12 protein-coding genes, 1 pseudogene and 1 riboswitch are annotated in these 14,785 nt (G+C 40.9%); all 13 genes and pseudogenes read right to left on the reverse strand.

The window, feature by feature from the left end:
* Positions 1-2,675, reverse strand: a 2,675-nt coding sequence (locus tag N8L33_RS06145) for a SasC/FmtB family protein (protein ID WP_261059253.1), incomplete at its 3' end; no start/stop codon positions are given.
* A 468-nt stretch (positions 2,676-3,143) separates the two neighbouring features.
* The gene (pheT, locus tag N8L33_RS06150) at positions 3,144-5,549 is read right to left on the reverse strand and encodes a phenylalanine--tRNA ligase subunit beta (protein ID WP_261059255.1); all 2,406 of its coding nucleotides are present in this window, start codon (positions 5,547-5,549) and stop codon (positions 3,144-3,146) included.
* A gap of 76 nt (positions 5,550-5,625) precedes the next feature.
* The gene (locus tag N8L33_RS06155; protein ID WP_000619949.1) at positions 5,626-6,135 is read right to left on the reverse strand and encodes a GNAT family N-acetyltransferase; all 510 of its coding nucleotides are present in this window, start codon (positions 6,133-6,135) and stop codon (positions 5,626-5,628) included.
* Positions 6,135-7,181 (reverse strand): phenylalanine--tRNA ligase subunit alpha, encoded by a 1,047-nt coding sequence (gene pheS, locus N8L33_RS06160; RefSeq protein ID WP_031237702.1) that lies wholly within the window; start codon positions 7,179-7,181, stop codon positions 6,135-6,137. The genes N8L33_RS06155 and pheS overlap by 1 nt, the downstream gene beginning before the upstream one ends.
* 270 nt (positions 7,182-7,451) lie before the next feature.
* On the reverse strand, positions 7,452-7,901 hold the full coding sequence (locus tag N8L33_RS06165) for a GNAT family N-acetyltransferase (RefSeq protein ID WP_261059292.1): 450 nt from the start codon (positions 7,899-7,901) through the stop codon (positions 7,452-7,454).
* Positions 7,902-7,905: 4 nt separating this feature from the next.
* Positions 7,906-8,248: pseudogene (locus tag N8L33_RS06170) on the reverse strand (chromosome partitioning protein ParB).
* A gap of 27 nt (positions 8,249-8,275) precedes the next feature.
* Positions 8,276-8,926, reverse strand: a complete 651-nt coding sequence (locus N8L33_RS06175) for a phosphatase PAP2 family protein (RefSeq protein ID WP_261059256.1) — start codon at positions 8,924-8,926, stop codon at positions 8,276-8,278.
* Complete coding sequence (locus N8L33_RS06180; RefSeq protein ID WP_000185823.1) at positions 8,916-9,479, reverse strand: ECF transporter S component; 564 nt, start codon at positions 9,477-9,479, stop codon at positions 8,916-8,918. Before N8L33_RS06180 ends, N8L33_RS06175 begins: the two co-directional genes overlap by 11 nt.
* A gap of 164 nt (positions 9,480-9,643) precedes the next feature.
* Positions 9,644-9,878, reverse strand: a riboswitch (FMN riboswitch).
* A gap of 59 nt (positions 9,879-9,937) precedes the next feature.
* Positions 9,938-10,441, reverse strand: a complete 504-nt coding sequence (locus N8L33_RS06185; protein WP_261059258.1) for a tRNA (cytidine(34)-2'-O)-methyltransferase — start codon at positions 10,439-10,441, stop codon at positions 9,938-9,940.
* Between the two features lie 192 nt (positions 10,442-10,633).
* The gene (locus N8L33_RS06190; RefSeq protein WP_261059259.1) at positions 10,634-11,464 is read right to left on the reverse strand and encodes an energy-coupling factor transporter transmembrane component T family protein; all 831 of its coding nucleotides are present in this window, start codon (positions 11,462-11,464) and stop codon (positions 10,634-10,636) included.
* On the reverse strand, positions 11,449-13,131 hold the full coding sequence (locus N8L33_RS06195; RefSeq protein WP_261059261.1) for an ABC transporter ATP-binding protein: 1,683 nt from the start codon (positions 13,129-13,131) through the stop codon (positions 11,449-11,451). Before N8L33_RS06195 ends, N8L33_RS06190 begins: the two co-directional genes overlap by 16 nt.
* A gap of 168 nt (positions 13,132-13,299) precedes the next feature.
* Positions 13,300-13,848: an ECF-type riboflavin transporter substrate-binding protein gene (locus N8L33_RS06200; protein WP_000403160.1), complete on the reverse strand. Its 549-nt coding sequence runs from the start codon at positions 13,846-13,848 to the stop codon at positions 13,300-13,302.
* Between the two features lie 18 nt (positions 13,849-13,866).
* On the reverse strand, positions 13,867-14,715 hold the full coding sequence (locus tag N8L33_RS06205) for an SAM hydrolase/SAM-dependent halogenase family protein (protein ID WP_261059263.1): 849 nt from the start codon (positions 14,713-14,715) through the stop codon (positions 13,867-13,869).
* Positions 14,716-14,785: the final 70 nt, after the last annotated feature.

Raw genomic sequence — 14,785 nt, forward strand, 5'->3', positions numbered from 1 at the left:
TTAGCTGCTTCTTTTTCTTCTTTCGTTGAATCAGGTTTTGCATCAATTGCTTGCTCTTGTGCTTTTAATGCTGCATCAATCGCTGCTTTAGCTGCTGGTTTGACTTTAGCTGCTGGATCTACTTTTTCTACTTTTTCTTCACCGCGGTCTTTATTACGTTCCACAGATTCTTCAGTAGTTGCTGAATCCACTTTATTTTTTGCATCTTGTGCTAAACGTTCTGCTTCTTTTACAGCTGCTTCTTTTTCTTCAGTAGTTAGGTCATCACGAGCTGCTATTTGAGATTTCTTCTCTTCGAGTACGCTTTGAATATCATTTTTAGCTGCTGTCTTAACTTCTTCTGCTGGAAGTATTGGAGTAATCTTGTTTGTTTCTTCTGTCAGTTTTGCTGCTACATCAGCTTCGGTTGTTGCTGAGTCTACTGCTTTTTTAGCTGCTGCTAAGGCTTCAATTACTTTTGCTTTAGCGGCTTCTTTTTCTTCTTTTACTGAACCATCAACTGCTTCAATCGCAGCAATTTGATCTTTAGCTGCTTTTTCTAAATCTAATTTAGCTTTTTCTTTTTCTAGTAATACTAATTTAGCGTTAATTTCAGCTTGATTTTTTCGATCAGCTACCGGTACTTTATCTTGTTCTTCATTAAGGATTTGCTTAGCTGTAGCAAGTTGTTCTTTCATCGCTTTCCAGCTATCTGGCGTATAGTCGCTTTCGTTTAACTGTGCTAATTTAGTTTCTAACTCATTGACTTTATTTTCTAAGTCTGTTTTGTACATGTTAACTGTTACATTTTGAGTTTTGACTGGAATATTACGAGTTTGTGGTCCTACTGTTCCAGTCGCTCCTCCTGCAACAACATCTCCTGATAATCCATTATAAAGTGTAGATGTTCTAAACGAGTTAACACCGTTAAAATCATTTGAACTTGGTTTATCCGCTGGTAATTCTACTGTATAGGTTAATGTTTTTTTCTCACCTGGAGCTAATGATTTATAATCTATAGTCAAAGTACCATCATTTACTTGCGCTTTTGTTCCACCCGTTGAAGATATATATTTAGCATTATCTGGCAGTTTTACTATGTATTTATTATTACCTGAAGAATAGTGTCCTTTATTTTCAACATCCAAACTAACTGTGGCCTGTACAGTTGTTGCCGTTGCTGATGGTGATACTTCTTTATAATCAACTTGTGGTGTAGTTGTAACAATGTGTGAACCTGTACTAATCGTTAAGTTAGAAACCATAGGTCCAAGATAATAATTGTTACCATCTATATTGATTTTCCCACCATCATCTTGACTTACATTACCATCTGCAGCCTCTAAACGGACTCTAACTTTTGTAACTCCCTTCGGAACTGTAAATACTCCTGAATATGGGCTTCCTAAGGTTCTCCAGGTAATAGTCCCTTGAATGTCATTCCCTCTTTCTGGATATGATACTGTTACTTTAACTCTGTTATTCTGCGTAGCAAAACCTCCGAAGTTTGTAGAGTTAAATCCTACTACCACTTCTTGTCCTGGTTTTACATCAATATCTTGATAAACTCCTCCAAATTTATCACTCTTACTTGTAGCATCATTTTTAGTACTGTATAAAGCTAAAGGTATAGAATATGGATGTGTTTGGTTAACAACCCCTCCGTATCCTCCATATGAAGTAGCTTTACCATTCACAATAACAACCTTTGTTTGATTACTATTACTTAATTGCCATCCGACAAGATCTATTTTATCAATAACTTTCCATTTTTCTTCTTTGGTTGGTGTTCCGTTAGCTTCAAAATATGGGTTTACTACATTTAAATCCGTTTCATTGATAGATGAATCGTTATCTTCATCTGTTGTAGCTGTATCACCTGTTCGGAATGGATTGTTTGCATCTAGGGCTTGTCCATTACGTGGATCATGTTTTCCTGAATTGGCGATAGAGTTGGTGCCTGTAGCTTTCTCAGTATTGCTGGCTTTCTTACCAACAGTCGCTTTGCCTTCTGTTGTATCTAGTTTAGGACTTTCCACCTGCGCTTTAGGCTTACTACGTAAACCGCTGTTCACTGTCATAAAGAGTCTTCTATAAGCTTTTGTTAACTCGTCTTGACTTTTGGCTGTTGTTAGGGCAAGTTTTGCTAACCCTAGATGTTCTTTAAGGGTTGCTACACTTTCATCTGTCTTAGTAGCATAGCTATCTGAGGCTAATTTAGCATCAATTTCTGCTACGTAATCTTCCAGCTGTTTTTTATCCAAGGCAGGTGTAGCCTTTTCTGGTGTTTCTTCTGTTGTTGAAGTAGTAGATGATACTACTGGCGCTGGAGTAGCATCAGCAGGTTTTGAAGTAGTTGCGTCTGCTTGGGCTTTCGAAACAGTAGATGACTCCACTGATGTTGAGCTTGCATCAGTAGGTGCTGGAGTAGTTGTGTCTGCTTGAGCTTTCGGAGCAGTAGCTTCACTGCTACCAGAATTTTCATCCAACTGATTATTTGCTGGAATAGCTGCTAGGGCAGAATCTGTTGCTGTTACGTTTGGTTCTGCTGCATACACTGCACCATTTCCCAAAAACATAAAAAATGCTGCAACTGCTACACTGGCCGCACCAAAACTTACTTTTCTGACAGAGTAACGAGTTACCTTCTCACGACGTGAGCGTTCTACTCGACTCATAGAATGATTATTTTCCATCTATAAAGACTCCTTTATAATTTATTAAACTAGTGAAAACGGCAATACTAGTTAATATATATATATATATATTAACTAAAGTTATAACCTATAAATTGTTTCCGACTTAATTTTATCATTGTTATGCTAATAAATCAAGTGTTTTAACTTATTAGACAGAAAAATAAAAATACACTTAGATTTTATTTCATGCCGAAGTTGAAACAGCACATTGAAACTTCTAAAACATTGCTATAAACTTGTTTGAATTCCCCAATAGATTTGTTCGCAGTTTATTTCAATCTACTGTAGTCTTAAACAGTTATAAAAGCGAAATCAAGAAAGTATATAAGAACAGCTTCATTCACACTAACAAGATCTAAGATTTAAAAACAAAAAACGAACAAAATAGAATTCTAACCGTCTAGAAAACTAGTTTTATTCGTTTTTTATGTTTAAGTCTAAACTTTCATTTCAAACTCTAATAACTTAACGCACTTCTGCATTGACTTTTTCTTCGAGCGATGCTTGGATTTTTTCCATATAGCGTGCGACTTCTTCGTCCGTTAAGCTATCTTCTGGATTTTGGAAGGTCAAGCTATAAGCCATTGATTTCATACCTAGTCCCAATTTCTCACCTGAGAAGACGTCAAAGAGTTTGATATCTGTCAAACGTTTCACGCCGGCTGCTTGGATAGCGTCCACAACTTCTTGGTGAGTCACTTCTGCCTTGAGAAGGAGGGCAACGTCACGGCTAACTGCTGGGAATTTAGTAATTTCCACAAATGGAGTAGCTGGTTGAAGGGCAGCCTCGATAGCTGAAAGGTTAAGCTCCGCTACATACGTTTCTGGAATATCGTAAGCCTTAGCAGTGACTGGATGCACTTGGCCAAGGAAACCAAGAACTTGGTCACCGAGTGAAATCATAGCTGTACGACCTGGGTGGAGGCTTGCAATTTCAGCTGTAGCTGTATAGCTCACTTCTATTCCCAAGCGAGTAAATAATGCTTCTAGGATTCCTTTAGCATAGAAGAAATCAACTGGAACTGCTGCTGTTTGGAAATCTTTTTCTGCAACCAAGCCTGTCAAGGCAAAGGCAAAACTGTTGATTTCATTTGGAAGTTCTTCTTTTGGATTACCTGTTTGTTCAAAGACTTTTCCAATCTCATAAAGGGCCAAGTTTTTATTCTTACGAGCTACGTTATAAGCCACTGTATCAAGGATACCAGAAATCATATTTTGACGGAGGACTGAACGATCCACAGTCATTGGCCACATAAGTTCAGTAAGGTTACTTGGTTGAGCCGTAAACTCAACTGCTTTTTCAGGAGTTGTCAGAGCATAGGTGATGATTTCTGTCAAACCTGCCCCTTCAGCAATCGTACGAATTTGACGGCGAAGTTTTTGTGTCGCAGTCAATTCACCAGCTGTACCGTCATCTTTTGGAAGACTGGTTGGCAAGCGGTCATATCCATAGATACGAGCGATTTCTTCAAAGAGGTCTGCCTCGATAGTGATATCCCAGCGACGACGTGGGACGCTGACTGTAAAGCTGTCTGCATTCCCAGAAAGACCAAAGCCAAGACGACGGAAGACGTCTTCTACATCCGCGTAAGAAAGTTCTGTACCAAGGACACGGTTAACATCAGCAAGAGTTGAAGAAACTTCCACATCAGAGGTATCAAGCTCACCCGCTGAAACGATGCCTTTGCGCACCGTCGCACCTGCAAGTTCTGCAATCATGCTAGCCGCCGCATCAAGGGCTTCGTTAACAGTTGCCACATTGATACCTTTTTCAAAGCGAGAAGATGACTCAGAGCGCAAGTTCAGGCGACCACTTGTCTTACGGATAGATTTGCCATTGAAAACAGCAGCTTCAAGGACGACACGACTAGATTTCTCAGAGATTTCTGTTGCTTGACCGCCCATGACACCTGCAAGGGCTACTGGCTTGTCTGCGACAGTGATAACTAAGTCATTCACGTCCAGGTCACGTTCTTCACCATCCAAGGTCACCAATTTTTCACCGACGCGCGCTTCACGCACACGGATGTCACTCCCTTCAAAGGTATCCAAGTCAAAGGCGTGCATTGGTTGACCAAAGTAGAGAAGGATGTAGTTGGTCACGTCCACCACGTTGTTAATAGGACGGATACCTTCATTCATAAGAAGATTTTGCAACCATTGTGGACTTGGTGCGATAGTCACATTGTCCAAGATACGAGCTGCATAGTAAGGCGCCTTGTCTGTCTCAATACCTACAGAAAGGGCATCTGCCGCAACTTCATTAGTTTCTGTTAGAGTAAATTCTTTAAAGTTGACCGCCTTGTCATAGATGGCTGCCACTTCGTGAGCTACCCCACGCATAGAAAGAGCGTCTGCACGGTTGGGTGTGATAGAAAGTTCGATGATTTCATCATCCAAGTCTAGATATGAGAAGACTTCCTCACCTGGAACGGCATTTTCTGGCAAGATTTGGATGCCATCTGCGAATTCCTTAGGCACAACTGAGTCAGAAATTCCCAATTCACCAAGTGAACAGATCATCCCAAGTGACTCAAGACCACGGATTTTTCCTTTTTTGATTTTGTAGTTGTCAGCGATGCGAGCTCCTGGAAGAGCCACCATAACCTTGATGCCAGCACGCACATTTGGGGCACCACAAACAATTTGACGGGCTTCTTCTTCGCCAACGTTAACCTGACAAACATGGAGGTGAGTTTCTGGCACATCTTCGCAAGACAAGACCTCACCGACGACAATTTTCGAGAGACCGGCAGCAGGTGATTCGACACCTTCTACCTCGATCCCTGTAGTTGACATTTTTTCAGCCAACTCTTGTGATGGCACATCAATGTCCACCAATTCTTTTAACCATTTATAAGATACAAGCATAATTTAGTTCTCCAGAATGACCGTTGCCACTCTAGTTCTTTTCCTTTCCTATCATTTCAATAGAAGAATCCTCTTCTTACCTTAATTTCTTTTTCAGTAACCAATCTGTATCTACTTTTTGACCAACCATAAAACTATGTTGGCTAAATTTTTCAAAACCATATCGGTTATAAAACGCTTGAGCTTTTGTATTATGCTCCCAAACACCTAACCAAGCCCAGGAAAAACTATTTTTTGTAGCAAGTTCAAGAGCGAATTCAAACAGTTGCTTACCTAGTCCAAATCCTTGAAATTTTTGTAGAACATAGAGGCGTTGAATTTCAAAAGCATCCTCTAATTCTCTCTCAGTTTGAGCACTTCCCCAGTTGACTTTGAGAAAACCAGCTATCTCCTCTTCATGCATAATGAAATAGGTTTCAGATTCTGGATTTTCCAACTCAGTTGACAAAACTCTCAGACTATAAGCCTCTTCAAAGTATTCCTGTAACCGCTCTTCCGTATTATCATGCGCAAATGTTTCACGAAAGGTTTGTTTGGCTATTTTAGCCAACACCTCAACATCTGCCATTTCTACTTTTCTAATCATTATTTAAACTGTTCTGAGAAGCGGACATCCCCTTGGTAGAATCCACGGATATCGTTGATTCCGTAACGGAGCATAGCTACACGCTCTTGTCCAAGACCAAAGGCAAATCCAGAGTAAACAGTCGCATCGATACCACTCATTTCAAGGACACGTGGGTGAACCATACCGGCACCCATAATTTCGATCCAACCTGTTTTCTTACATACGTTACAGCCTTCTCCACCACACTTGAAGCAAGAAACATCCACCTCAACAGATGGCTCTGTGAATGGGAAGTAAGATGGGCGCAGACGGATCTGACGCTCTTCACCGAACATTTTTTGCACAATCAACTGAAGGGTTCCTTGAAGGTCAGCCATAGAGATATTTTTCCCAACAACCAAGCCTTCGATTTGGTGGAACTGGTGACTGTGGGTTGCATCGTCCGTATCACGACGGAACACACGCCCTGGTGAGATCATTTTCAAAGGACCTTTAGAGAAATCATGGGCATCCATGGCACGCGCCTGCACAGGAGATGTATGAGTACGGAGCAAGATCTCTTCTGTGATATAGAATGTATCCTGCATATCACGAGCTGGGTGGTCTTTTGGAAGGTTCATACGTTCAAAGTTATAGTAGTCTTGCTCTACTTCAAAACCATCCACGACTTGGTAACCCATACCGATGAAGATATCTTCGATTTCTTCACTGGTTTGTGTGAGGACATGACGGTGACCCGTCGCAACAGGGCGACCTGGAAGTGTCACATCGATACTCTCGCTAGCCAGTTGAGCTGCGACTTTCTTTTCTTCCAATAGTTTAGCTGTTTCTTCAAAGGCTGCTGTCAAGACATCACGAGCTTCATTGACGTGTTTCCCGATAATCGGACGCATCTCAGCAGAGACATCTTTCATCCCTTTGAGGATTTCAGTAAGTGAACCCTTTTTCCCAAGGACAGAAACACGCAAATCTTGCATCTCTTTTTTATTTTCAGCAGTAATCTGCTTCAAGCTAGCCAGCGTTTCTTCACGAAGCGCTTTTAATTGTTCTTCAATAGTTGACATAATTCCTCCATCAGTCTCTCGTAGATAAAAAGAAAACCACATGCCAAAAACTCCACTCGGAGCGTTGACACGCGGTACCATCCGTTTTTATCTGACAAGTCAGACCTTCATTTCTAAATCCATGCACAAGTGAATTCACCCAGCTTTCATATAGAGAGCTTGCAGTCACGGCTCTCCTCCCTGATATACTTCCCTTGAGTTACTAGTCTTGCAGATTTCTATTCAATTACTACATAGTTTATCAGATTTTGAGTTAAAAAACAAGTTAGATTAGATTAATTTCAATATAAAACTCATTCCTTTTTCTGTTGCTCCATTTTCCATAAATCCAAGCGACTTGAAACAGCGCCTAGATACATGATTGTAAGTGTAGATTTCCTTGACTCTCAATTCTTTCCATCCTTTTATTCGAGCCAATTCAATCAAAGTACTTAGGATCTTTTTTCCAAGTCCTCGATGTTGGTAAGCGGGATTTCCAATCACAATGGGGAGATTATCCTGAGATAGTGTAACATCCCCAATTGGAAACCATTCACCCTTCTCCTTGACTTCAATCCAAAAAAGCTCACCATGCTGATCCAAATAGGAATACATAGCTTCCAAAGTTTCTTGACTATAAGGTCTCTTCACACCATCTACGAGGTGAACCAAGTTCACATCCTGATACCAAGCAAAAGCTTCTTCACAATGATTGACCTTATAATAAGGAACAAGACGCAGTGCATTATCTATTTGTAAAATCCGTTTCATCTGCTTTCCTTTTCAACAAAAGAGTTGCTGCTTGATTAAAACCATCACACCAGTTATACCATTTTGCTTCATACTCATCTTTAGCTAAGATATGATTTTTTAAATCCAGAACAGAGTAAATTTTTCTTTCTTCGCAGGCTTGCGCATAGAGATGATATAGTTCATCACCACCATCTCTATCCCACTCAGCAGAAATCGTATCCCTACCTGCCAATAAAGTCTGATAAGCCCTGTGATGCCCATCTGTAATCAACAAGCAGTTTCTTTTCTGATAAGTATAGTTGAGTCGGATGAAGATCTGCTATATTGACTTTCATTTCTTTCTCCTCAAAGGAATTTGATATTCACTTCTGCTTACCTTTAAATCGCCATTGGAAGCGTAGCTTGTCATAGAAGGGAAATTCGATAAACAAGACTCCCAAGCCCACACAGAGACTGGCAAGTACATCTGATGGGTAATGAACTCCCAGATAGACCCTTGATACCAACACACTGACTAGGTAGAGACCTAGCACGATTTGCACGATTTTTCTCCAGACTGGATCTTTCATCCGTTGACTAAGAATAACAATCAAAGTCCCTACCATCAGCGTCACAGCCAGAGAATGGCCACTTGGAAAGGAAAATCCCTTCTCCTCAACCAAGTGTAAAATAGCTGGTCGTGGGCGCTGGTAAATATTTTTAAAGGTCACGATTAAAAGACCTGCCAAAGCCAGATTTCCCAGCATGAAGAAACTTTCTATCTTCCACCGCTTACGATAAAAGACAAAAGCTGTAATGACAACCCAAGTGATAATCACTGGGATATCAATCAAGCGTGTGATGGCCCTGAAAAGAATAGTCAAGTAATCTGGCAAGTCTCCTCGAACGGCAGTCTGTATCGGTTGGTCAAAACCGACCAGCGTTTCAGGGTAAAATTTGACCATGTAGCCAAGAATAACGAAAAGTAAAAGGGCAAAACTGCCCTTCATTAAAAATGTTTGTTTATCTCTCATAATGTTTTAAGGTTGGTTTCAAGAGAACATACAACAACCAGAATGAAACGGAAAAGATTACACCTTCAATCAAGTTAAAAGGTAATACCATGGTCATTAGGTAGTTGGAAAGTCCCAAAATTTTTCCAATATCAAAGTTAGCAAATTTAGCGTACAAAGGAACAGCGTAAACATAGTTGAGAACCAACATAGCCACGGTTAAACCAATAGTCCCAGCTAGAGAGCCTAGTAGGAAACGAAGGGTTGTCCGTTCCTTTTTCCAAATCAAAGCAAATACGATAACAAAAACTCCCAAAGCAACGATATTCATTGGCAAGCCAATGTAAGTATTCACTCCCTGGCTGTTAAGAAGCAGTTTCAAGAGTGAGCGAAGCAAGAGAATTCCTAGCGCAGCAGGCAAATCCATGACCACCAAGCCCACAAGGACTGGCAAGATACTAAATTCTATCTTGAGGAAGGACGCCGCTGGCAAAAGCGGAAAGTCAAAGTACATCAGCACAAATGAGATGGCTGATAGAATTGCAATGGTCGAAAGTCGACGTGTGTTTGTCATAACAGGTTCCTCCAATTTTCTATAAAATCAGAAGAAGTTAGAAAGGATTCCTCTATCTATTCTTTATTTTTATATCCCAAAAGTTCCCTCTCACTCTATTAAAGAAAACAAAAGCAAGCGGTTACAGTTTGGCTATAAATCTATCAGAACAGACAAAGCTATTCTTTCGTCTTCTCCCATCCAGACTATACTGTCGGTTGTGGAATCTCACCACATCAGCTTGCGCTCGCGGACTTCTTTAAAGAGAAGGAAATAGAGCTTTTTCTTTTAGACTAGGCGACAAGCTGTAGGCATAACTTCTGGTTAGGCAAAGCTTGTCAACAAAGTATAAAAGGAAAAGATCATTTCCTAGTTAAAGTCACCGCCGGTCGGGAATCACACCCTGCCCTGAAGACTCTTTTATCATAACAAAAAACGCTTGCAAGCGCAAGCATTTTGTTCGTTTTCATTTTCATTTTTTATTTCAACTTATCTACTTCATAGGTATGAACAAGCTCAAGACCTGCAAAGTTCTGCTGGCGAAGAGCTTCGTAGACAATCATGCAGACGGTATTAGACACATTGAGACTGCGGACATGTTCATCATTCATGGGAATACGGAGAGCCTTCTCAGGATGTTCTCGCATAAACTCCTCAGGCAATCCCTTGTCTTCACGTCCAAAGAGAAAATAATGATCCTCGTCAGTCGATAAATCCACCTCAGAATACACGTTCTCAGCGAATTTCGAAATCAAATAGAGTTTTCCTTTCATCTGAGACATGAAATCTTCCAAACTATCGTAAAAATAAATCTCTAGCTTATCCCAATAATCCAACCCAGCCCGCTTCATCTTGCGGTCATCAATAGGAAAACCCATAGGCTTGATGATGTGGAGGGGAGAATTGGTTGCAGCGCAGGTACGCGCGATATTACCTGTATTTTGTGGAATTTGTGGTTCAAATAATACAATGTGATTTGTCATGACTTGCTTCCTTTCACCATTGCAAAAAAATAGCCACACTGCCCGGAGTCAAGCTCAGCAAACAGCGTGGTTAAGGCATCGTTAACTTACCTCACAACAGGTTTGAAGTAAATCAGCGAAACTACTTTCTTAGTATAACACTTTCAGAATCATTGTCAATAGAAACGACTTGATTTTTTCAATTTTTTCAAGCTATTTCCAAGGGTTGTAAAATCGTCCCTGATTCTGCAAGATAAGTAGTAAACTAGCTACTAAAAACAAGGCTGCCAAGAGCAAGGTAAGATAGTCTCCTTTTTTCAAGGCCTGATAACTATACCAAGTACGTTTTTTCTCTTTTCCAAAGCGTCGAAGCTCCATGGCGGTCGCGATGGTATCAATGCGTTCTAGCGAGCTGAAAATCAAGGGAGTAATAATGCGCAGATTGCCTTTGATTCGTTGCATGAGAGAAGCTTTCTTGGATAATTCCATCCCACGCGCCTCCTGAGACATCTTGATGGTAAAGAATTCTTCCTGCAAATCTGGAATATAGCGCAAGGTCAGACTGACAGAATAGGCAATCTTATAAGGCACACCGATTTGATTTAAACTAGAAGCAAACTGACTAGGATGAGTTGTCATCAAAAAGATAATAGCCAGAGGAATGGTGCAAAGGTACTTAATAGCCAGATTTAGTAGATAAAAAAGCTCTTGACTGGTCAGAGTGTAAACTCCGATTCCCTGCCAAATCACACTTCTCTCGCCGTAAAGTCCAACCCCATATTCGGGAGAAAAGAGATAGACCATCAAAACATTCAAAATGGCAAATACCGTCGCAAAAACGGCTACAAAGGAAACATCTTTAAAGCGGATTTCTGACAAATAGAGGAAAAATACCGAAAAGATGGCAATCAGAACAAGCAGTCTGGTATCATAGCTAATCATGGCCGCCAATGACACGAGGATGAAAAAGAGAAGTTTCCCAGCTCCTGACAAGCGATGAATCACAGTATCTCTATGCTGGTAACCAATTAATTTAGCTTGCATCCTTCTCTCCTTTCTTTGTAAAATGCCGTTAAAGCAAGTGGATCCACATCTAGTTTCTTGGCCAAGTTAAAGATAGAGGTTTCTTTTAGATTGGCTTTTACTAACAACTCCGGATTGCTCAACAGACTAGCTGGATCAGTATCGGCAATCAATTCCCCATCCACCATGACAAGAGCTCGGTCTGAATAATCCAGCATCAATTGCATATCATGGGTTATCATGACAATGGTATGCCCTTTTTGATGCAGTTCTTCGAGAAATTCCATAATCTCAGTATAGTTCTTTTGGTCTTGACCTGCAGTCGGTTCATCTAGGAGGATAATTTCAGCTCCTAAGACCAAAATCGATGCAATCGTGACACGCTTTTTCTGACCAAATGACAGGGCAGAAATGGGCCAATTACGGAATTCATACAATCCACAGATTTTCAAGGTTTCATAGACTCTCGTTTCAATTTCCTGCTCGTCCACACCTCGTAAACGAAGTCCTAGAGCCACCTCATCAAAAATCATATTGGTTGAAATCATTTGATTGGGATTTTGCAGCACATAGCCTACTCGTTCCGCCCGTTCTGCTACCGAATCTCCTTTTATATCTTGTCCTTCCCAAAGATAGTGGCCTTCCGTCTGAATAAAACTACTTAAGGCCTTGGCTAGAGTTGATTTCCCAGCACCATTTTTTCCGACAATGGCAATCTTTTCACCCTTTTTAATATCCAAATGTAGGGATTTTAAAATCGGTCTATCATCATAAGAAAAGGACACATCCTCTAGTCTAAAGAGTAACTGCAATTCTGGGGTTTCTTTTGCCAATTCAGTCCGCAGCTGAACCTGGCCTTTTGAGATAGACAAGTTGCCCAGATTTGCTAACTGTTCTTCCTTAACTAAATCCACACCCAATTGACGGAGAGTGGTGAGATAAAGGGGTTCTCGAATTCCATTCTGGGTCAATAAATCAGTAGCCAGTAGCTGGTCAGGACTCCCATTAAAGAGGATACGACCATCGTTTATCAAGACAATCCGATCCACAGGCCGATGCAGAACATCCTCCAAACGGTGCTCGATAATAAGAGTCGTCGTCCCCTCTTCCTTATGAATCTGATCAATCAATTCGATAATGTCCTGACCTGACTTGGGATCTAGATTGGCGAGTGGCTCATCAAACAAGAGAATCGGACTTTCATCGATCAAGACACCAGCTAGACTGACTCGCTGCTTTTGTCCACCTGACAAATCCTGGGGACGCTGAGACAGTAAAGAAAGAAGGTCCAGCTTTTCAGCCCATTTATGAACACGACTTTTCATCTCATCTAGAGCTGTCACGTCATTTTCCAGAGCAAAAGCCAAATCCTCTGCCACGGATAAACCGATAAACTGCCCATCTGTATCCTGCAAAACTGTACTGACTAGATGAGATTTATCATAGATACTCATATCAAAGGCTGCTTGCCCCTTGATCAAAAATTCTCCAGACATCTGCCCCTTGTAAATATTGGGAATAATTCCATTCAAACACTGACCCAAGGTAGACTTGCCTGACCCAGATGGCCCAACAATTAAGACTTTCTCTCCCTTGTAAATGGTCAAGTCTACCCCTTGCAAGGTCGGTTCTTGTTGTGTTTCATACCGGAAAGAGAAATCCTTCCACTCAATTATAGCTTCTTTCATCTTACTCTCTTCATTCGCTTCTTAGACTTCTATTTTATCATAAATCTACCCCTTCTTGCAGTCTCTTCTCTTAAAATCTTAGCGCCAAAAAGATTCCTATCCCAGCTTACTTGCCTCACTAATCTATAAACATCGAAAAAGACTGGTTGCCCAGTCTTCCCCATCATTTTAATCCTTTTTCAAACTTCCTGCACGAGTTTGAGTTCCTGCATAGGCAAGCAAGAGAAGAGTTCCTGCAATAGCTACAGATACACCATTAGCAATTCCCGCAACAATCCCTTGGGCAAATACTTTTTCTGCAGCTTCTTGATAAATCACAACGTCTCCAAGTGGTGCCAAGACACCCCAAACAAGAGCATTTGCAAGTAGTTGAATGAGGTTAAAAATAAGAATATCTTTCCAGTCAAAGACACCATTGATCACTCTAACGTACTTTCTAAATAGCCCCACAGCTAGACCAAAGAGCCCGCTAGCGATAATCCAAGTCCACCATAGACCATAACCAGCAAGAGAGTCCTTGATTGCATGACCAATCAACCCGACAAGCAAACCGATAATCGGTCCAAAAATAATAGAAAGTAGCGCTTGTACCGCATACTGAAGCTGGATGCTTGTATTTGGAACAGGAGTCGGAATGTTGATCATACCGATGACGACAAAGAGGGCAGCACCAATTCCGACAGCAACAACTTGTTTAATTGTAAATTTGATTTCCATACTATTTATTCTCCTATTTTATCCTTCTATTTTCTTTATTTCAATGGTCCAAGATGAACCGACACCCACATTATAGGCCTTGGCAAAGGAACCTTGGTTGATAGCCAGACCTAAACGATAGAGAGAGTTGATGTAAAGGATGGGTTGCCCAATTCTCACATCTGCAAATGATTTGCCATAGACAACCTGATTTTGATAGACCAGCATATCTGCATGATAGATAGTCACTTCAAAACGGTCACCAAATTTTGGTTCCAGTTTGTAAAATTCTTCTCGCGTAATAGAGGTCCAAAGCGAACCGAAACGCACATCCAGAATATCAATGGCTCCCTTTACCAGATGATCTTCTATGATAGTCTCTACGACTGGAAGCTCTACAATTTGATCCACACTGAGCTTTGGTCCCACTTCCTCAAAAGTAATGTGACCGCTGGCCAGTTTAGCACCAGTATAGGCATAGACATCACGACCGTGGAAGGTATAAGAATGCTCTGTGTTTTGACGTCTATTGGCTACCTCAGAAATTTCACGAATGGCTACAATACCAACGTGTTTCTTGATAAAGGAAAGAGTCCCATTGTCTGGCGTGACAATATATTGATTTTTTGCAGTCTTGGCAACCACGCTCTTACGTTTTGAGCCGACACCCGGATCGACAACCGATACAAAAGTCGTTCCCTCAGGCCAGTAATCCACCGTCTGAAAGAGACGGTAACTACCCTCAAAAATATTATATGGCGTGATATCGTGCGTCAAGTGATGGATTTTTAAGGTTGGAGATTCTTCTAAAGCCACTCCAATCATAGCCGATACCGCACCATCAACCAGACCAAAGTCTGATTGTAATACCAGTAAATTATTATTCATTTTATCTCCTTGTATATCCTTTATCATACCATATTTCAGAGAAAGGTGCTAATAGCTATTTCAATTGCTT

The organism is Streptococcus mitis (genome assembly GCF_946188695.1).
GTDB classification, from domain to species: Bacteria; Bacillota; Bacilli; order Lactobacillales; family Streptococcaceae; genus Streptococcus; species Streptococcus mitis_DF.

Bases quoted from the DNA above. Each gene is read 5' to 3' on its own strand.
- pheT (WP_261059255.1), bottom strand. From the start codon at position 5,549: ATGCTTGTATCTTATAAATGGTTAAAAGAATTGGTGGACATTGATGTG.
- N8L33_RS06155 (WP_000619949.1), bottom strand. From the start codon at position 6,135: ATGATTAGAAAAGTAGAAATGGCAGATGTTGAGGTGTTGGCTAAAATA.
- pheS (WP_031237702.1), bottom strand. From the start codon at position 7,181: ATGTCAACTATTGAAGAACAATTAAAAGCGCTTCGTGAAGAAACGCTG.
- N8L33_RS06175 (WP_261059256.1), bottom strand. From the start codon at position 8,926: ATGAGAGATAAACAAACATTTTTAATGAAGGGCAGTTTTGCCCTTTTA.
- N8L33_RS06180 (WP_000185823.1), bottom strand. From the start codon at position 9,479: ATGACAAACACACGTCGACTTTCGACCATTGCAATTCTATCAGCCATC.
- N8L33_RS06185 (WP_261059258.1), bottom strand. From the start codon at position 10,441: ATGACAAATCACATTGTATTATTTGAACCACAAATTCCACAAAATACA.
- N8L33_RS06190 (WP_261059259.1), bottom strand. From the start codon at position 11,464: ATGCAAGCTAAATTAATTGGTTACCAGCATAGAGATACTGTGATTCAT.
- N8L33_RS06195 (WP_261059261.1), bottom strand. From the start codon at position 13,131: ATGAAAGAAGCTATAATTGAGTGGAAGGATTTCTCTTTCCGGTATGAA.
- N8L33_RS06200 (WP_000403160.1), bottom strand. From the start codon at position 13,848: ATGGAAATCAAATTTACAATTAAACAAGTTGTTGCTGTCGGAATTGGT.
- N8L33_RS06205 (WP_261059263.1), bottom strand. From the start codon at position 14,715: ATGAATAATAATTTACTGGTATTACAATCAGACTTTGGTCTGGTTGAT.